Annotated in this window: 18 protein-coding genes and 1 tRNA gene; 10 read left to right on the forward strand and 9 right to left on the reverse strand. The window is 60.0% G+C overall.

Annotated features, from left to right (window positions below; all coding sequences use genetic code 11):
- Positions 1–17: 17 nt before the first annotated feature.
- The gene (locus tag RCJ00_RS02635) at positions 18–1,397 is read right to left on the reverse strand and encodes an MATE family efflux transporter (RefSeq protein ID WP_316220075.1); all 1,380 of its coding nucleotides are present in this window, start codon (positions 1,395–1,397) and stop codon (positions 18–20) included.
- 232 nt (positions 1,398–1,629) lie between these two features.
- On the opposite strand from RCJ00_RS02635, the gene RCJ00_RS02640 reads away from it, so the two are divergent.
- Entirely contained in the window at positions 1,630–1,965 is a 336-nt protein-coding gene (locus tag RCJ00_RS02640; protein WP_316220076.1) for a hypothetical protein, read from the forward strand.
- 37 nt (positions 1,966–2,002) lie between these two features.
- On the opposite strand, the gene RCJ00_RS02645 is transcribed toward RCJ00_RS02640, so the two are convergent.
- The 5 genes from RCJ00_RS02645 to glmU form a co-directional block, all read right to left on the reverse strand.
- Entirely contained in the window at positions 2,003–3,376 is a 1,374-nt protein-coding gene (locus RCJ00_RS02645; protein ID WP_316220077.1) for a class II 3-deoxy-7-phosphoheptulonate synthase, read from the reverse strand.
- A gap of 97 nt (positions 3,377–3,473) precedes the next feature.
- Positions 3,474–4,829 carry an O-antigen ligase family protein gene (locus RCJ00_RS02650; RefSeq protein ID WP_316220078.1) on the reverse strand — a complete coding sequence of 452 codons (1,356 nt, stop codon included), beginning with the start codon at positions 4,827–4,829 and terminating at the stop codon, positions 3,474–3,476.
- Positions 4,826–6,202, reverse strand: a complete 1,377-nt coding sequence (gene gorA / locus RCJ00_RS02655) for a glutathione-disulfide reductase (RefSeq protein WP_316220079.1) — start codon at positions 6,200–6,202, stop codon at positions 4,826–4,828. The genes RCJ00_RS02650 and gorA overlap by 4 nt, the downstream gene beginning before the upstream one ends.
- 72 nt (positions 6,203–6,274) lie before the next feature.
- On the reverse strand, positions 6,275–6,979 hold the full coding sequence (gene rpiA, locus RCJ00_RS02660; protein WP_316220080.1) for a ribose-5-phosphate isomerase RpiA: 705 nt from the start codon (positions 6,977–6,979) through the stop codon (positions 6,275–6,277).
- Positions 6,976–8,325 (reverse strand): bifunctional UDP-N-acetylglucosamine diphosphorylase/glucosamine-1-phosphate N-acetyltransferase GlmU, encoded by a 1,350-nt coding sequence (glmU, locus tag RCJ00_RS02665; RefSeq protein ID WP_316220082.1) that lies wholly within the window; start codon positions 8,323–8,325, stop codon positions 6,976–6,978. The genes rpiA and glmU overlap by 4 nt, the downstream gene beginning before the upstream one ends.
- A gap of 100 nt (positions 8,326–8,425) precedes the next feature.
- Between glmU and RCJ00_RS02670 the strand changes: the two genes are divergently transcribed.
- Positions 8,426–9,109 (forward strand): HAD hydrolase-like protein, encoded by a 684-nt coding sequence (locus tag RCJ00_RS02670; RefSeq protein WP_316220083.1) that lies wholly within the window; start codon positions 8,426–8,428, stop codon positions 9,107–9,109.
- 62 nt (positions 9,110–9,171) lie between these two features.
- Positions 9,172–9,246: transfer RNA gene (locus tag RCJ00_RS02675), tRNA-Val, on the forward strand.
- A 30-nt stretch (positions 9,247–9,276) separates the two neighbouring features.
- Here RCJ00_RS02675 and RCJ00_RS02680 read toward each other — a convergent pair.
- Complete coding sequence (locus RCJ00_RS02680) at positions 9,277–10,332, reverse strand: glycoside hydrolase family 43 protein (protein WP_316220084.1); 1,056 nt, start codon at positions 10,330–10,332, stop codon at positions 9,277–9,279.
- A gap of 85 nt (positions 10,333–10,417) precedes the next feature.
- Between RCJ00_RS02680 and RCJ00_RS02685 the strand changes: the two genes are divergently transcribed.
- Positions 10,418–10,843, forward strand: coding sequence for a response regulator (locus RCJ00_RS02685; RefSeq protein ID WP_316220085.1), 426 nt, complete (start codon positions 10,418–10,420; stop codon positions 10,841–10,843).
- A 7-nt stretch (positions 10,844–10,850) separates the two neighbouring features.
- On the opposite strand, the gene RCJ00_RS02690 is transcribed toward RCJ00_RS02685, so the two are convergent.
- Positions 10,851–12,668 (reverse strand): monovalent cation:proton antiporter-2 (CPA2) family protein, encoded by a 1,818-nt coding sequence (locus RCJ00_RS02690; protein ID WP_316220086.1) that lies wholly within the window; start codon positions 12,666–12,668, stop codon positions 10,851–10,853.
- Positions 12,669–12,820: 152 nt separating this feature from the next.
- Between RCJ00_RS02690 and RCJ00_RS02695 the strand changes: the two genes are divergently transcribed.
- The 6 genes from RCJ00_RS02695 (at position 12,821) to RCJ00_RS02720 (ending at position 18,060) form a co-directional block, all read left to right on the forward strand.
- Positions 12,821–13,558 (forward strand): class I SAM-dependent methyltransferase, encoded by a 738-nt coding sequence (locus RCJ00_RS02695; protein WP_316220087.1) that lies wholly within the window; start codon positions 12,821–12,823, stop codon positions 13,556–13,558.
- A 32-nt stretch (positions 13,559–13,590) separates the two neighbouring features.
- A complete protein-coding gene (gene hutG, locus RCJ00_RS02700; RefSeq protein WP_316220088.1) occupies positions 13,591–14,418 on the forward strand; it encodes an N-formylglutamate deformylase in 828 nt (275 codons plus the stop codon).
- 11 nt (positions 14,419–14,429) lie between these two features.
- Positions 14,430–15,365, forward strand: coding sequence for a bifunctional 5,10-methylenetetrahydrofolate dehydrogenase/5,10-methenyltetrahydrofolate cyclohydrolase (locus RCJ00_RS02705; RefSeq protein WP_316220089.1), 936 nt, complete (start codon positions 14,430–14,432; stop codon positions 15,363–15,365).
- On the forward strand, positions 15,362–16,585 hold the full coding sequence (locus tag RCJ00_RS02710) for an NAD(P)/FAD-dependent oxidoreductase (RefSeq protein ID WP_316220090.1): 1,224 nt from the start codon (positions 15,362–15,364) through the stop codon (positions 16,583–16,585). The genes RCJ00_RS02705 and RCJ00_RS02710 overlap by 4 nt, the downstream gene beginning before the upstream one ends.
- Before the next feature lie 87 nt (positions 16,586–16,672).
- Entirely contained in the window at positions 16,673–17,410 is a 738-nt protein-coding gene (locus RCJ00_RS02715) for a CoA transferase subunit A (RefSeq protein ID WP_316220091.1), read from the forward strand.
- Positions 17,411–17,412: 2 nt separating this feature from the next.
- Positions 17,413–18,060, forward strand: coding sequence for a 3-oxoacid CoA-transferase subunit B (locus RCJ00_RS02720; RefSeq protein WP_316220092.1), 648 nt, complete (start codon positions 17,413–17,415; stop codon positions 18,058–18,060).
- A gap of 72 nt (positions 18,061–18,132) precedes the next feature.
- Here the strand turns inward: RCJ00_RS02720 and RCJ00_RS02725 are convergent, their stop codons facing one another.
- Positions 18,133–18,843: an ABC-type transport auxiliary lipoprotein family protein gene (locus RCJ00_RS02725; protein ID WP_316220094.1), complete on the reverse strand. Its 711-nt coding sequence runs from the start codon at positions 18,841–18,843 to the stop codon at positions 18,133–18,135.
- Positions 18,844–18,847: the final 4 nt, after the last annotated feature.

The following is an 18,847-nucleotide window of genomic DNA, read 5'->3' on the forward strand; positions in this document are numbered from 1 at the left end:
ATATTTCTAAAGGGCGTCTACGCGCTTGTCGAGTTTAGCACGGCCCGCCGGTCGAGCCAGAGGAACCGCGCCGTTTGGAACGTACCGGAAATCAGCGAGGCGACCACGACGGCCCAGATTAACCCGGCCACGCCCCAGCCAAGGGTCAGACAAAAAACGAACCCCAGGGGCAACATGATAGCGCCGTAGGAGACATAATGGATGATCGTCGGCGCCAGCACGTCCTTGCGCGCCCGCAAGGCCTGCGCCGCCACAACCTGCAGGCCGTCAGGGATGAAGAACAGGCAAGAGAGCAAAAGGCCGGCCTGAATGGTCGGCAACAGGGCCTCGTCATGGCTGTAAAACCGCGCGATGACGCCAGAAAGGAGCGCCGTGAACACAACCACGGCAATCATGAACAGGGCCGCGGATATGAAGCTGACGCGTCCGGTCCGCGCCAGGGCCTCGCGATCCCCCGCCCCGAAGGCGCGACCGACCAGAACCGAACATCCTGCCGACAGTCCCATGGGCACCATAAAGACCACGCTGGCATAGTTGAGCACAACGGTCCAGCTGGCCACCTCGATTTCACCGATATGACCGGCAAACATGGTCATGCCGGCGAAGGCCGCCACTTCGATGAAATAGGCAGCACCCGTGGCGTAACCGACATGGCGTTGTTCGACCGCACCGTGATGGTCTGGCGCCTGACGCCCCATCAGGTCGAACGGGCGCGTCTCCTTGAGGCGCAGTATATGGATAAGCAGGCCGATCGATTGCAAGGCACGCGCCGTCAAGGTCGCCGTCGCCGCCCCTATCGCCCCTTCGAAATGGATGCCGAAAATGGTGACATGCCCTGGTACAAGAAGCAGCAGCAAGATGACATTGAGCGCATTGGCGATCAGGGTGGCGATCAGGGTGTCGCGCGTCCGTCCGAGGGCTTCGAGGAACTGCGTGCCGACCGCGCCGGGCAGGAACAGCGGCATGGAGCAGGCGAATATGATCAAAGGCACGCGCGCGCCTTCGACCATGTCCGGCTTGACGATCAGGCCTAGGAAAGGCGCGCCGCCCACCAGCAGCATAAGCATAAAACCGATGCCCAGCGTCAGCGCGTAGCCGATGCCGCGCTGAAAGACCGCGCCGATCCGGTGCAGATCGCCGGAGCCCAGAAAGTGCGACGTCTTGACCTGTACACCCATGAGCAGCCCCATGGATGTCAAGGCGGGCACCCAATAGAGGGATTGGGATAAGGTGAGATAGCCCAGTTCGGCCGAACTGTGCTGGCCGACCACGATGGTATCCATCAGCGCCATGAGCATGACACCAACGCGTGAGGCGATGACCGGCCATGACAGAGCAAAAAGGGCGGCAAACGCCGCCCTCGTTTGAGGTTCAATTCGTGCGATCAGTCGGTTCATGCCGGGCTCAATAGCCGATTTCGTGATCACACTCAATGCTGGTCGCGAGAGCGCCTAGACGGCATTTTTGACCGCTCCGGACACGCTTGCCGTGTAAAAACTGCCCCATGCCCGCCTGTTATCACCGCAAAGCCTTGCGTGACTTACACCTGCCGACTGGCACGCCTCTTGCGATAGGCAAATCGTCCCTGAGGTTCAGAAGAACCGCCCCTTCCCCTCCGGAGATTTACACATGCAGATAGGTTCATCCTACGCCCTACCGGCCAGTTACGGCACATCCACAGCTACGAAGTCCCAAGCCTCCACCGATCCGCTCAGTCAGATTGCGCCGTCTTCGTCCGACAGCACCGAAGCCAGCTTGATGAAATTCCTCAAGCTGTCGCCGGCGGAAAAGATGCAATACACCTGGCTCAGCAGCCACGGCATGACCAAAGAAAAATTGGCGGCCAAATCGCCTGAAGAACGCGCAGCCATCCAGAAACAGATGATGCAGGAGCTTCAGGAGCAGGCGCGACAACGCCAGGAAAAGACAAATGGCACCGGCACCGCGATCAACGTCGTCGTGTAACAAAAAAGGCCCGGACATCTATCCGGGCCTTTTCATTTTAAGCGGCCTTCGATGCCGCCGTTTTCAAACTGTGCAGCCGTTCCGCGACGAGGAAGCTGAGTTCCAGCGCCTGGTCGGCGTTCAGGCGTGGATCGCAATGGGTGTGATAACGGTCGCGCAGGTCTTCTTCGCTAAGCGCGAAGGCGCCGCCCGTGCATTCGGTGACATTCTGCCCGGTCATTTCCAGGTGCATGCCGCCCGGATGGACGCCTTCGGCATTGGCGATATCGACGAAGGAACGCACTTCCGAAAGGATGCGATCGAACGGCCGCGTCTTGTAGCCATTGGCGGCCTTGACGACATTGCCGTGCATCGGGTCGATAGACCAGACGACCGGTACGCCATGCTTGCGCGTCGCCGCCATAAGCTTGGGCAGACGTTCGGCGATCTTGTCCGAACCGAAACGGCCGATCAGGGTCAGACGACCCGGAATGGCTTCAGGGTTGAGCGTATCGATCAGGCGGAGCAGGTCATCCGGTTCCAGCGTCGGACCGGCCTTCACGCCGATCGGATTCTTGATGCCCTTCATGTAGTTGACGTGCGCACCGTCGAGTTGACGAGTACGCTCACCGATCCACAGCATGTGGGCTGAGGTGTCGTACCAGTCACCGGATGTGGAATCGACGCGCGTCATCGCCTGCTCGTAATTGAGCAGCAAGGCTTCGTGCGACGTGAAGAAATCGACCTGGCGGATTTCCGGTTGGCTTTCCGGTTTGATGCCGATAGCCGACATGAAGCTGAGCGTTTCAGAAATCTTGTCGGCCAGGGCGCGATACCGTTCGCCCTGCGGCGAGCCGGACACGAAACCCAAAGTCCACTTATGAATATTGTACAGGTCGGCATAGCCGCCCTGAGCGAAGGCGCGCAGCAGGTTGAGCGTCGCCGAAGACTGATGATAGGCCTTCACCAGCCGCGACGGATCGGGAATGCGCGCGTCCGGCGTGAATTCCATGCCATTGATATTGTCGCCGCGATAGCTGGGGAGCGTTACGCCATCAATGGTTTCGACCGCCGACGATCTCGGCTTGCCGAACTGGCCGGCGATCCGGCCCACCTTGACCACCGGCTTGCCGCCGGCAAAGGTCAGGATGACCGCCATCTGAAGGATCAAGCGGAAGGTATCGCGAATGTTGTCAGCGGAAAACTCCTTGAAGGATTCCGCGCAATCCCCGCCTTGCAACAGGAAGGCTTCACCCTGCGCGACCTGCCCCAGAGCCGACGTCAGGCGGCGGGCTTCACCGGCGAAAACCAGCGGCGGCAAGTGCGACAGTTCGCTTTCGACGGCGGAGAGGGCCTGGCTATCCGGATAATCGTTCGGAATGTGCAGGGCCGGCAGTTCACGCCAATCTTTTGGGGACCAAATCTTTTTCATAGCTGTATTTACACTCACTACCGGTTTCAACTCAACCGGAAACCAGAAGAGACCTATATAGGAAAAGAAATTACCGTGTAAAGTCTGATGCTTGTAGTTAATTTCGTAACTTTATACTGTGTGTCGCTGCGCGCACAGCCAAAACCGCGGCCATAACCGCAAAGGCGCCTAGGCAATAGAACCAAGATCGCCACAGACCATAACTAATGGTGCCTACGACCAGGAACATGGTGGCCTGGGCCAAGAGGTAGGGCTGGAAACGAGTTGAGAGATTGCCATCGGGTATGGGCGCGACCTCCTCATCAAGGGCGCGAAGTCCGGTTTCATTCGGCAGGTCGGCCACCTCACCCGTCACTTTCAGGCTCCAAAACAGCCAGAACCAGAAAGCCGCGAGGATAATCAACCCCGGGATCCCCAGTTCGAGCCACGCCTGCAACGCCATATCGTGCGGGTGGTTGGGAATGATGGGGTCGAATTGACGCGAGGCTTCATAGCCCCAACCCCAGATAGGCTTTTCCAGCGAGCGAGCAACAGCATAGCTCCAGATATCGATCCGCGCCGCCCAGGACGGCAACAGATCGGTCTTTATCTTTTCCGCCATGCCGCTCTTCATCAGACCATAGATAATGGCCGGAAAGGCCAGCATCGGCACCAGGGTGAGCACCGCCAGCACGCGTTCGGGCTTGAATGCTTTCAAGGCGCGCGGCCAGTACTTCACACCAAAAAAGACAGCCACTGAAGCGGCCATGGCCAACAGGTGGGCATTGGTGTCGCTGGTGATCGCCGCAGCGATCAAGGCAATGACCGTGAAAATAATAATCGCCGGTCGGTGGCGCGCCGCCTGCACCATGGCCAGCGGCCAGAACATCATGAGCAACGCGCAATTGGTATTCGAAAAGCCGACAATCAGCATCTTGTCGCGGCTATGGAAGAACTTATCGCTCAGGCTCTGACGCAGGCCGAAATTGGACACGGCTTCAATCATCTGAACAACGCTGAGGGCCAGGAGCACGTAGACAAACCAGTGGAATATACGCGCCGATCGCGCTTCGTCCTGCGATCGCGCGGCGAACATGGCGGCCCAGGCGAGGAACCAGATGACGATGGGCGCTTCGAAATAGCGCTTCGACGCGGCATAGGCCGTACCGATGTCGGCGCCGCGCACCATCGCTTCGATCATGTCGGAGCGTAGCACAGCCAACAGGAGCATGGCGGCGGTCAGGGCGGCAAAGACACCGAACGCTTTCCAGGAGCCATGTGATAGGAACAGGTGCCCCAGGGACAAAACGCCGATTAGCGCCAACAGCGACGGTAAGCCTGTCGCGGCATAATAGACCCAGACGGCAAAAGCTGTCAGACCGACAAACAGCACCCAGGTCGTATAGCCGTCGCGCAACCGCCGCAGCGGACTCTTGTTTTGCTCCGCAGTCAGAAGCCCCAGCCGGTCGGTCATGCGCGTTTGTCTTTCAAGGTTACCAGTTCTTCCGCCGCTGTCGGGTGGACCGCGCAGGTGGCATCCCACTGCGCCTTTTTCAGTTGCGCCTTGACGGCAACCCCGGCCAGTTGGATCAACTCACCGGCTTCGCCACCGACAATGTGCACACCCAGAACGACATCCGTCTTTTGATCGACAATCAGCTTCTGGAAGATACGGCTTTCGCCTTTGATGAAGGCCGTTTTCATAGACCGGAAGCGCGTCTGATAAACATCGTAGGCTATGCCTGCGTCCTTCGCCTGGGCTTCGGTCATGCCGACCGTACCGATCTGGGGCTGGGAAAAGACGGCCGTCGGGATGTTTTCGTAGTCGTAAGCCGTCTCATTGTCCTTGAACGCCGTCTCAACAAAGGCGATGGCTTCTCGAATGGCGACAGGTGTCAGGTTCAGGCGATTGGTGACGTCACCGATGGCGTAGATATGCGGATGAGTGGTGCGCGAGAAGCGGTCGACCGGAATGGCGCCGTGCGAGTCTGGCGTTATCCCGATAGCGTCAAGGTTCAGGCCTTCGGTTTTCGGCTTGCGCCCCGACGCATACAACACCTGATCAGCCAGAGCGGTCGTGCCGTCGTTCAGCGAAATCTCCATGCCTGCATCCGTCTTTTTCAGGGCGACGGGATCGATCTGGGTGCGGACCTTGATCCCGCGCAGCGCCATTTCGTTGGCTAAATGATCGCGGACATCGTCATCGAAGCCACGCAAGATCTTTTGGCCGCGGTAGAAGAGCGTCACATCGACGCCCAACCCATGCATAACGCCTGCAAATTCAACAGCGATGTAACCACCACCGACAATAGCCAGGCTCTTGGGCAATTCAGGCAGGTTGAACATCTCGTTCGACGTCAGGCCGTGTTCCAGAACGCCCGGACAATGTTGCGGCAGGAAAGGCCAGCCGCCTGTGGCGATCAGGATGGTCTTGGCCGACACGATCCGCTCGCCGCCCTGCTTGCTGGTCAAGACAAGGTGGTGCTCATCCTTAAAGGCCGCGTGGGCAGGAATGACCTCGGCGCCCGCCTTGACCAGATTGGCGGTATATATCTGCGACAAGCGGTCCAGTTCGGCATTGTTGGTGTCACGAAAGACCTGCCAGTCAAACGGGCCGGCTTCGGCCTTGGTCCAGCCGAAACCGTGCGCGTAATGAACCTGCTCGGAAAACTCCGAGGCATAGACCATGAATTTCTTCGGCACGCAGCCGCGCAGAACGCAGGTGCCGCCGGGACGGTCCTCCTCGGCCACGCCGACCTTCAGGCCCAGTTGTGCCGCCAGCCGCGCTGCGCGCACGCCGCCGGAACCGGCGCCGATGACGAAAAGGTCGTAGTCGTACTTGTCCATATCGATACTTTCGGAAAACACGGGCGGAAACGCACGGTCTTCATGCGATTGAAGAGACGCCCCAAGCGGGCCTTAGGGATGCAGGACCTTCACGCCATCGGGCCCGCCGATCAGCGCCACATCCGCCAGATCAAGGAAGAGGCCGTGATCGACCACCCCCGTCAACGACTTCAGTTCATGCGCGAGACCGACCGGTTCGTGTATGGCTCCGCAAGCCACGTCGAAGATAAGATTGCCGCCGTCGGTAATCCAGTAGGGCGCGTCCGCATTTGGTCCCGTCTTGCGCACCTTCGGCATCATGGCGATGTCGAACTCGGTCAGCACGTCAGAAATTCGGTTGACCGTGCCCTTCCAGGCAAACGGCTCGACCTCGATCGGCAAGGCAAACCGGCCAAGCACATCGACGACCTTGGCGTCATCGGCAATGACGATGCAGGATTTCGCCTGCTCCCAAGTCAGTTTTTCCCGCAGCAGAGCCGCCCCGCCGCCCTTGATCAGGGCTAGGCCCGGGCCGACCTCATCGGCGCCATCGACGCACAGATCCAGCGTCCCGACATCATTGATGTCCTTGATGACCAGCCCCAGGCTTTGCGCCAGCTGCGTCGTCTGAACCGAGGTTGAAACAAGGGTCAAATTCATACCGGCCTTGACCTGTTCCGCCACCGCCTTGACGAACCATGCCGCCGTCGATCCGGTGCCCAGCCCCACCTTCATGCCGTCCTTGACATAGGCGGCGGCGGCATCGCCGACCTGTTTCTTTTGTTCTTCTGGGGTCATTTCTTTGTCGCTGCCTTTTCTGCCGCCTTGCGTTCGCGGAATGCCGTGGCCCAGCCGGCCTTTTCAATCTGCTGCGCTCGCTCGAATGCCAAGTCGCCGGGCGCGACATCTTCGGTTATGACCGAGCCCGAACCGGTCATGGCGCCGTCACCGATGGTCACCGGGGCGACCAGCGACGTATTGGAACCGATAAAGGCCGCCTCGCCTATCGTGGTCTTGTACTTGAAATAGCCGTCGTAATTGCAGAAGATCGTCCCGGCGCCGATGTTCGATCCCGCGCCAACACTGCCGTCGCCGAGGTAGCTCAAATGGTTGGCCTTGGCGCCATCGCCGATGGTTACATTCTTCACTTCGACGAAATTACCGATGTGAGCCTCCCGGCCTATGTCCGCCCCGGGACGCAGGCGGGCATAGGGACCGATAAGGGCGCCTTCACCGACGGTGGCGCCTTCGAGGTGTGAGAAGGCGCGAATGACAGCGCCGGTGGCCACGGTGACACCTTCGCCGAAGACGACATTCGGCTCGATGGTAACGCCCGGCGCGATCCGGGTGTCGTGCGAAAAGAACACGGTCTGCGGGGCGGGCATGTGTACGCCGTTGTCCATGAAGCCCTTGCGCACGCCGTCCTGCCAGACGGTTTCAATAACGGCCAGCTCCGCTTGGCTGTTGGCGCCCAGGACTTCGTTTTCCAGTGCAAAGGTGACCCTAGGCTGAAGGCCGTGCGCCCGCGCCAGCCCGACAATGTCGGTCAGATAGTATTCGCCCTTGGAATTGTCGTTCTTCACCTCGGACAGAAGGGAAAACAGACGCTCGCGGTCACAGGCGATTACCCCGGAATTGCAGGCCTTGATCTTCAGTTGCTCTGGCGTGCATTCGCGCATCTCGACAATGGCGTCCAGCTTGTCGCCGTCCAGCACCAGCCGGCCATAGGCGGCTGGGTCTTCGGCGACAAAACCCAGCACGGCCAGGTCCGCATCAAGCGCGAAGACCGGCTCAAGCACCTTAGCGGCCATAAGCGGGCTATCGGCATAGGTGACAATCACCTTGCCATCGAAGGTGGCGAGGGCATCGCGAGTCATGGTGACCGCGTGTCCCGTGCCCATGGGCGGATCCTGGGTGACGATATTGTCCGCCCCCACCCGCCGGGTGGCTACGGCGCGCACTTCGGGGCTATGGTTGCCGACGACGACAATAACGCGCTCGCAACCGACCTCATAGGCAGCGTCGATCGCGCGGTCCAACATGGTCCGGCCCCCGATTTTGTGGAGCACCTTGGGCAGCGGACTTTTCATCCGTGTCCCCTGCCCCGCCGCCAGAATGACCGCAGCGCGCTTCGTATCAACCATGTCACGACTCTTTTTCGTTTGCCTGTCCGGCCGATTTAGCCCAAAGCGAGCCAAAGCGAAACGGCTATTCTATGGCAAAGCAAAGGGATGCGGCGATAAAATGACTCTGGACGGCTATATCATTGCTTTCGATCTCGACGGGACGCTTGTTGACACCGCTCCGGACATTATAGGCGCATTGAACAAGGTGCTGATCGAGGAAGGCGTGAAGCCGTTTCACCTGGATGAGGCCCGGCCCATGATCGGCCGCGGCGCCATGGAATTGCTGCGCCGTGCTTTCGCCCTGGCGGGACAGCCGCTCGCCGCCGAACAGGAAAAGCCCCTTCTCCAGCGTCTGCTGACACTCTACGAACAGCATATCGACGAATTGAGCCGCCCCTATGACGGCATGGTGGCCGCACTGGACGTGCTTGAGGCCGCCGGCGCGCGCTTCGCCGTCTGTACCAACAAACACAACTACCTCGCCGTCGAACTGATCCGCCGGCTCAACCTGTCGCACCGTTTCGGCTCAATCAAAGGCGCGGACGTCGTGCCTAACAAAAAGCCCGCCGCCGGGCATCTGCGCGCCTGCGTCGATGAAATGCAGGGCGACATGGCCCGCACGATCATGGTCGGCGATTCGGAAACCGACTTCCTGACCGCCCGGGCCGCGGATGTGCCGTGCATTCTCTTCACCTTCGGCTATAGCGAGCGCCCCTTGAGCGAGCTGACTCCCAACGCCCTGCTCGATCACTATCGCGATCTGCCGGCCGCCGTCGCCAGTTGCCTCACAACACGGGCATAAAGCAGAAAAGCGCTTGCACGGGGCGCGGACGCACGCTAAGACGCCGCTCCCGATCTGGTAATGGACGCGTAGCTCAGCGGGAGAGCATTCGCTTCACACGCGAAGGGTCACAGGTTCAATCCCTGTCGCGTCCACCACCAGCCTTCCATCGACAAATTGGCCTAAGCCTATTTAAGCGGGCGCGGACTTACGCCTTCATTGGTCATCACCACCGGCTTGATGTGGCCGCTGTCGTCGAAATACATGTGGTCTATGGCCAGTTGGCGGTGATTGCCGTCATTGGTGTCGAGCGGGCGGCGGTGATAGACGATGTACCAATCGTCCGTACCGGGGATATTGACCACCGAGTGATGGCCAGCCCCGCGTGCAATGGTCGTGTCCTGCTGCAATATCTTGCCTTCGCGTTTGAAGGGGCCGAACGGCGAGCGGCTCATAGCGTAAGCCACGCTGTAGTCCGGTCCGGTCCAGTCGCCTTCCGACCACATCAGATAATAGATGCCCTTGCGCTTGATCATGAAGGAGCCCTCGACATAGTCCGGGTCGGGCGTGATCTCCTTGTACATGTCGCCGTCCGGAAGCGGCACCAGGCTTTTGAAATCGGCGCTCAGCTTGACGACGTTGCAATGTTTCCAGCCGCCGTAATACATGTAGTACTGGCCGTCATCGTCGCGAAAGACCATCTGGTCGATGGGTTGTGCGCCATTATGAATGCCGCCGATCAGCGGTTTACCGATCAGGTCGCGGAACGGGCCTTGTGGCTGGTCGGCGACGGCTACACCTATCCCGCCCACCTCGCCTTCGTGCACGTCATTCGCACCGAAGAACAGATAGTATTTCCCGTCTTTTTCCACCGATGATGGCGCCCATAGGGCGAAAGATGCCCAGCCTATGTTTTCGACGTCGAGGACATCCGCATGTTTTTGCCAATGGACGAGATCGGGCGATGAAAAGGCATCGAGAAAGGTTTGGCGCAGAAATGGCGACCATATTTTCGGATTGGCGCGCTGTTGGATCTGGGCCGGGCTGAAATGGGTCGGCGGCATCGGCGCGTCCGCGTCGGCTGACCAGGTCGGGAAAATCCAGTACTGGTCGCCATAGATGCGTATTTCAGGGTCGGCGTACCAGCCCGCCACAATCGGGTTGGCCGCCGAGGCGCCGGACGATATGCCGGCAAATACGGCGATAACCCCGCACAATGCCTTGCGTTTCAAGCTTTTAAACACTTTTTCAACCCTCGAATACTCATTGATCCTTTACACCCGTTCCCGGATTCTTACCGAACCCTAGGTAAGAAGCACACCCGATTCCATGGCGTCTGAACATATAAAACTCGTAACCCAAGCTGAACGCGAAGACACGGCGACGCCGCGCGTCCTTCTTGTCGAAGACTATGCGCCCAATGTGTTGGTCGTGGCGACCTGTCTGGAAAAATTCGGCTATGCCTATGACATTGCCAGCAACGGCCTTGAGGCCGTCGATTTCGCCAAGTCGAACACCTACATTGCCTGCCTGATGGACGTGCAAATGCACGACATGGATGGGTTTGAAGCCACAATGGCGATCCGCGATTTCGAAGCACAGGAAGGCAAGCCACATCTGCCCATTATCGGCGTAACCGCTCACGCCCTGTCGGGGGACCGTGAACGCTGTCTGGCTGTGGGCATGGACGACTATGTCGCCAAGCCGTTCAACCCCGCCGCGCTGGAAGCCAAGCTGGCGGCCCTGCGCCCCTGACGGCTCGTCAGGCGTCCTGCTTGTCTTCGCGCAGAATGCCTTCCAGTTCCTCACGTGACAACTTGGAGAAATTGATCAGGTCGGGCTCACTTTCAAAGAACTCGAACGACCGCTTGAGCGTTTCTATATCGTGATTGCGGAACTTCTTGGCGCGGCGTTCGATATCGGTCTTGGCATGCCCCAACGCGATCATGGCATCGCGCGCCAGGGTCAGGGAGGAGTCGAGCGTTTCCCGATGATAATAGTCAACGCCCGCCCGATGCAGCTCATAGGCATGGCGACGGTTGCGGGCGCGGGCGTAGACCACAAGCCTCGGGAAGTGCTGTTTGGCCAGCTTGACGATTTCTACGGCGGCTTCGGCGTCATCGACGGCGACGATCAGCATCCGCGCCTCCTCGGCACCGGCGGCGCGCAGGAGGTCAAGTCGGGTGGCGTCGCCGAAATAGGCCTTTGAACCGAACTTGCGCAGCAGTTCCACCTGTTCGGGGCTTTTTTCCAGAACCGTGATTTCAAGCCCCTGGCTCACCATGAAGCGGCCGATGATCTGGCCGAAACGGCCGAAGCCGGCGATAATGACACCATTGTGCTCGTCGATTACGTCATAGTCGCGCTGAGGAATCTGGCTCATGAACAACGGCTGGATGAAGCGGCCATAGACGGCAATGAGGATGGGCGTAAGCGCGATGGAGAGAGCGACGAGCAGGACCAGGAATTTCTGTACTTCCGGGTCGATGATGCGCATGCCGCCAACCAGTTGCAACAGGACAAAGGCGAACTCCCCGCCCTGGCTCAGACCAAACGCCAGCCCAAGTGCGGGTGCAGTATCCAGTTTGAACACCCGCCCCAGGCCGAACAGAACGATCCCCTTTATCGTCATGACCGCCACGACAGCGGCGATCAGGCCTACCGGATGAGCCATCAGCACGGTGAAATCCATACCCATGCCGACCGAAATGAAGAACAGGCCCAGAAGCAGCCCTTTGAAGGGTTCGATGTCGGTCTCGATCGTGCGGCGATATTCGGAATTGGCCAAAACCACGCCCGCGATGAAGGCGCCCAGCGCCGGTGAAACCCCGACCAGTTCCATCAGTATGGTGACGCCAATGACCAGAGCCAGCGACGCGGCGGTGAACACTTCGCGCAAATTGGCGCGCGCAATGGCGCCGAAGATGTAGCGCGACAGATATTTGCCGCTGAAAATGACACCCGCAATGACCGCTATGACGGCCACCGGCTGAAGCCAGGCCGGCCAGTGCGCGATCAGGCTGGCGCTATGTCCACCGTCCGTCGCCAAACCGCCAAGATTGAGACTGGATGCCAGCAAGGGAATGATGATCAGGATCGGAATAACGGCTATGTCCTGAAACAACAGAATGGCGAAGGAGGTTTCACCCACCACTGAGTGCGTCAGGTTCTTTTCCCGCAACATCTGCATGACCAGGGCAGTGGACGACAGGGCCAAAGCCATGCCGACGGCCAGTGAGGCCTGCCAGCCGTGCCCAAGCAGGATTCCCGTCGTCATCAGGGCCAATGCGGTCAGGGTGACCTGCAATCCGCCCAGCCCGACAATCTGGCGGCGCAACCGCCACAAAATCGCCGGCTCAAGTTCCATGCCGATCAGGAACATCATCATGATGACGCCGAATTCGGCGAAGTGCATGACCTTTTCCGCCTCGCCGATCAGGCCCAGGACGAAGGGCCCGATTATAACGCCGGCGATCAGATAGCCCAACACAGACCCAAGTTTGAACCGCGCAGCCAGGGGAACCACCACGCAACCGGCGATCAGAAAGACGAACACATTGAGTAAAAGATGTATGTCCATGCGTCGCCTTGCCTCACCTCAGAATCCAGACGACACTATCTAGGCACGATGCCCTGTATGGCAAGGGCGATTGTCAGGCTTATGCAAACCTGCAAAGATAGGCGTTGTGGAAACACGCGCATGTCGGCTCACTACGTAAGGGTGCATCAAGGATGACCAGCCAGTTTTCTTCGGTCGCCACTGAATACGCCGAGGCGCGGCCGACCTATCCCGAGGCCCTGTTCGACTGGCTGGCGCAGCAATGCCCTTCGCACGATCTGACCTGGGACGTCGGTGCCGGCAGCGGACAGGCGTCGCTGGCCCTGGCCGAGCGCTTCACCCATGTTCAGGCCACCGATGTCAGCGCCGAACAACTGGCGGCCATGCCTGCGCACCCCCGCATTACGCGTCATGTCGGTGCGATGAGCGGACTGGACCCGGCGTCCGTCGATCTGGTGACCGTGGCCCAAGCCCTCCACTGGTTCGACCTGGACGCCTTTTACGCTGAGGTGCGCCGCGTCCTCAAACCCGACGGCGTCATCGCCGTGTGGAGCTATGGCATTCCGCGCGGCGATGATGCGGCGCTGACCGCGGCGATAGACCATTTGCACAACGATATCGTCGGCCCGTACTGGACGCCGGAACGTCACCACGTCGAAAACGGCTACGCCGATCTGGCCTTTCCGTTTTCGCAAGTCCCGGTGCCGCCCTTCACTCTTTCGGCGAGCTGGACAATTGGACGTTTGCTTGGCTATTTCCGTAGCTGGTCGGCAACGGCGCGTATGACGAAAGCCACCGGCGCTAATCCAATAGACGCCTATGCACCTGTGCTCCAAGAGGTGTGGGGCGATCCGGATCGTGTTCGTACGATCAGCTGGCCCTTGATGATCAAGGCCGGTCATATGGCTTGACACCCAAGGGCGGCATAGGTTCAACTGGCGTCATGCCTGCTTCAAACGGTCATGGCGATCTTCCGCCTTCGGATCATCCCGTCTTCGATTTCCACGAAGGCACGTCTATGCTCGTTATCGCCGCGCCCCACGTCGGCACCTATATTCCGCCGGATATCGCCGCCCGCCTCAACCCGACCGGACTGGCCGTGCGCGAAACCGATTTTCATGTCCATCGCCTGTTTGATTTCGCCCGCGATCTGGGCGCCACGACGCTTTTCGCCACCCATTCGCGCTATGTCATCGACCTGAACCGCGATCCGCAAGGCCATACCCTCTATCCTGGAAAGTTCGAAACGGGCCTGTGCCCGACAACGGATTTCGACCGAAACCCGATCTATGCCCAAGGTGAGGAGCCGGAAGTCGACGAAATCGCGCGCCGGCGCGACCGCTACTGGCAGCCCTATCACGACCGGCTGCGCCAAAGCCTGACGGCCGCTATTGCGCGTCACGGCAAAGCCCTGCTGATCGATGCCCATTCCATACGTCCTGTCATCCCCAGCCTTTTCGATGGACGATTGCCGGACCTCAATTTCGGGACCAATGGCGGGGCCACTTTGCGCGGCGCGGTCCTGGATGCCCTGGCGAACTGGCGCGGCCGCACCACCAGATATAGCCACGTGCTTGATGGTCGTTTCAAGGGCGGCTACACGACCCGGCATTACGGTGCGCTCTTCCCGGAGGCGCAGGTACTGCAAATTGAAATAGTTCAGGACACTTACCTAGACTCCGGCACGCCGCACCTGTATGACGCCCGCATTGCCGAACCCTTGAGTCTGACCCTGCGCCCGCTTGTGGAATCGCTGGTCGCGTCCCTGTAATCGAGGCCCCCATGATCGCTTTCCACCAAAAGACCGCCGACCGAGGCAACATCATCGACGGCGCAGGCTACGCGGCCGCTCTGCGTGAACGCCTGGCCGTCCATGTCGCCAATCTTAAGGCGGCGCACGGCCTGACGCCTTGCCTGGTCGTGGTCATCGTCGGCGACGACCCCGCCAGCCAGGTCTATGTCAAGTCCAAGGGCGAGATGACCATGGCCATCGGCATGGAATCGCGCACCATCCGCCTGCCCGACACCACGTCGGAAGAGGAACTGCTTCGTCTCATCGACGAACTGAACCGCGACAATGGCGTCAACGGCATTCTGGTCCAGCTTCCGTTGCCGAAACACATGTCATCGCTAAAGGTGATCGACGCCATCAATCCGGACAAGGATGTCGACGGCTTCCATGTGTCCAATGCGGGAAAGTTGGCCGTTGGGCTTGACGGCATCGTGCCCTGCACGCCGCTCGGCTCGCTGATGCTGCTGAAAGACGCCGCCAAAGCGCATGGCGACACCTTGGCGGGCAAGAATGCGGTGATCGTCGGCCGTTCCAACATCGTCGGCAAGCCGATGGCGCAATTGCTACTGGCCGAAGACTGCACCGTGACCATAGCCCACTCCAAGACGCGAGACCTGGCCGAGGTCTGCCGCGCCGCCGAGATTCTGGTGGCGGCAGTCGGACGGCCCCGGTTCATCGCCGGCGACTGGGTGAAGGACGGCGCCTATGTCATCGACGTCGGCATCAACCGCATAGAGGTCGCAACGCCCGATGGCCCCAAGGGCAAGCTGGTCGGCGACGTCGATTTCGATGGCGCAAAGGTGCATGCCCTGGCCATTACACCGGTGCCGAAAGGGGTCGGGCCGATGACTATCGCCTGCCTGCTCAACAACACCATCAAGGCGTTCTGCCTGCAAAACCACTTCCCCATACCGGACGGCGTGTGATGAGCGGCGTGGTCATAATTGGCGCCGGCCATGCGGGCGGCGCGGCCGCGGGCTTTCTGCGTCAATACGGCCATGCCGGACATATTACCTTGATCGGCGCCGAGCCCTACTTGCCCTATCAACGGCCGCCCCTGTCCAAGGCCTGGCTCAAGGGTGAGGCCTCGCTGGACGATCTCTATCTGCGCGGCGACACATTCTATGCCGATCAGGCGATCGATGCGCGCGTCAATACACATGCGGTCGCCATCGACCGCGATCACAAAACGGTCCAGCTGGCCGGCGGTATCGCCCTGCCCTACGATCACCTGATCCTCGCGACCGGCTCAAAGGCGCGCCCTTTTCCCGTTCCTGGCGCAGAGCGGGTGCCGCACCACCTGCTGCGGACCCTGGACGATGCCGAAGCGCTCAAAAACGCCCTTCGACCCGGCCACCGCATCGGCTTGATCGGCGCGGGCTATGTCGGGCTTGAAGTCGCAGCCTCGGCGCGCCACCTCGGCTGCGAGGTCACTGTGTTCGAACGCGAAAGCCGTATCCTGGCCCGGGTTGCGTCCCAGGCCCTGTCGGCCTTCTTCACCGAAATGCATATGGGACGCGGCGTCGGCATTTTTACCGAAGCGCGTATTACCGAGCTGTCGCTGGGCGACGGTGACCAGAAGGTCGTGCATCTGGAAGACGGCCGTACCCACACCTTCGATCTGCTTCTGGTCGGCATCGGCGCTTTGGCCAATGACGATCTGGCCCAGGCGGCCGGACTAGCCTGCGCCAACGGCATCGTCGTCGATGAACAGGCGCGAACCAGCGATGCCAATATTTTCGCCATTGGCGACGTGACGTCGCGCACCTTGCCGCACTATGACGGGCGCTTCCGCCTGGAAAGCGTACCGAACGCCCTGGAACAGGCCAAGCAGGCCGCCGCGGCGATCACCGGCTTCAAGCCACCGGTCGTGGAAACGCCGTGGTTCTGGTCCGATCAGTATGAATTCAAGCTTCAAATCGCCGGCCTGCTGCGACCCGACTGTCGCACGGTGGTGCGTGGCGACCCGGCGTCCGGCGCGTTTTCCGTCTTCCATCTTGACGGCGACAATCAGTTGAAAACGGCCGAATGCGTCAGCCGTCCCGCCGATTTCATGGCCGCCAAGCAATTGATCGCCAAGGATATCGCGCTGGACGACGCGGTGGCCGACCCTGAAGTTTCCCTAAAAACTTACCTGCACCGGTAACTATGTCGCACCGCACAGTTTGAGGGTGACTTTTGCCACGGACTGGGTTTAAGTCGTTTGCAATTATCCTCGCCAAAAGAGGCAAATATGCCAGAAAACGCACAAGAAAAAGCACCCGTAAATCCAAAAGTCTATGCTGACGCAAAGTCCGCGCTGGATGGCCTGGCCTTCGACGGCATGACAGTCATGTCGGGCGGGTTCGGCCTGTGCGGCATTCCGGAAAACCTGATCGCGGCCCTACGCGATTCGGGCGTTACGGGGCTGACGGTCATTTCCAACAATGCCGGTGTCGATGGCTTCGGTCTTGGCCAATTGCTGACGACCCGCCAGATCCGCAAGATGATCAGCTCCTACGTCGGCGAAAACAAAGAGTTCGAGCGGCAATATCTGGCGGGTGAGCTGGAACTGGAATTCAACCCCCAGGGCACGCTGGCTGAACGCATCCGCGCCGGTGGCGCCGGCATACCCGGTTTCTACACCGCAACCGGGGTTGGCACTATTGTGGCCGACGGCAAGGAAATCAAGCGTTTTGGCGATCGCGACTACGTGCTTGAGACCGGCCTGGTGGCTGACCTGTCCATCATCAAGGCGTGGAAGGGTGATGCGCGCGGCAACCTGATCTTCCGGAAGACGGCGCGCAATTTCAACCCGATGATGGCGACCGCCGGCAAGGTTTGCATCGCCGAAGTCGAAGAAATCGTGCCGGTCGGGGCGCTCGATCCCGACAACATTCATACACCCGGCATCTATGTTGATCGTATCGTGCAGGGCACGTTCGAAAAACGCATTGAACAACGCACCGTGCGCGTCAGAGAAGGAGCCTGATCATGCCCTGGAACAGAGACGATCTGGCCAAACGTGCCGCCGCCGAATTGCAGGACGGCTTCTACGTCAATCTCGGCATCGGCATTCCGACCCTGGTGGCCAACCATATCCCCGAAGGTATGACGGTCACCCTGCAATCGGAAAACGGTATGCTGGGCATGGGCCCATTCCCGTATGAAGACGAAATCGACGCCGACCTGATCAATGCCGGCAAGCAGACCATCACCGAGCTGGATGAAACCAGCTATTTCTCGTCGTCCGATTCGTTCGCCATGATCCGTGGCGGCCATATCAATCTGACGATTCTCGGCGCCATGGAAGTGGCGGAAAATGGCGACATTGCCAACTGGATGATCCCCGGCAAGCTGGTAAAGGGTATGGGCGGCGCCATGGACCTGGTGGCCGGCGTCAAACGCGTCGTAGTGGTCATGGACCATGCCAACAAGTACGGCGAATCTAAGGTACTGAAGGCGTGCACCCTGCCACTCACCGGCACAAAGGTGGTCAATCTGATCATCACCAATCTCGGCGTGTTCGAGGTCAAGCCGGATGGTTCAGGCCTGAGGCTGATTGAACTGGCGCCCGATGTCACCCTGGAAGAAATTGCTGAAAAGACCGAAGCGGCCTATGAGGTTGCGCTGTCTACGTAGCCCTCCCCACCCTATGAATAAAAAAAAAGCGCCAGGCATCCCGCCCGGCGCTTTTTTTTCATGAAAAGAGCCCTAAAGCCCTTCGACCTTTTGTCCCTTGGTCGCGGGCGCCATATTTTGCGGCGCAATCGGCAGGGCCGCGACGGAGGATTCGCTGAAAGAGATCAGCCCTGTCACTACCTGCGTCACGGCCTGATTGTAGCCGTTGGCCATCATGTCCATGTCGTTGCGACGGACCGCCACATCGGCGCTGATGAACTTCTGGCCGACCACCATACGATCCGACAGACGGATCAAACGCGCGTCCAGTTCGACCGAAACGGTCGGCCGGTTGCGTGTATAGTCCGTCTGGAACTTGCGTACGCTGACATCCAATCGATAAACCGCGGCCGTAGGGCCGCGCGGCTCCAGGCCCACCCCATGACCGGCGCGGGCGAAACCGGTGGCGATGGCGTCGTGAAGCAAGGCCGAGGCCGACGCCGTCCAGCGCGCTTCGGCAACATAGGACGCCTGGTTGCCTTCGACGGTCAGGATGCGGTCGCCGCCGCTGTCGGGCGGCAGACTAAGCGACCCAAAAATAATCGGCGTGGGCGCGGCCCCCACGGCCACAGGGCCGGATGTCGGCGCGGCCTGCACCAGCGCCGGGTCGTAACCAAAGCGGTACATCTGGGCCGGTTTGGTCTTGGGCAACAAGGTGACGCAACCGGTCAGTAGCAACGCCGCGCAGGCGACCGCCAAGGTGCCTACGCGCTTTGGCAGGCTTCTAGGTTTAAGAGTAGTCATGGGC

This window comes from Asticcacaulis aquihabitans, from assembly GCF_032490435.1.
In the GTDB taxonomy this organism is placed as follows: domain Bacteria; phylum Pseudomonadota; class Alphaproteobacteria; order Caulobacterales; family Caulobacteraceae; genus Asticcacaulis.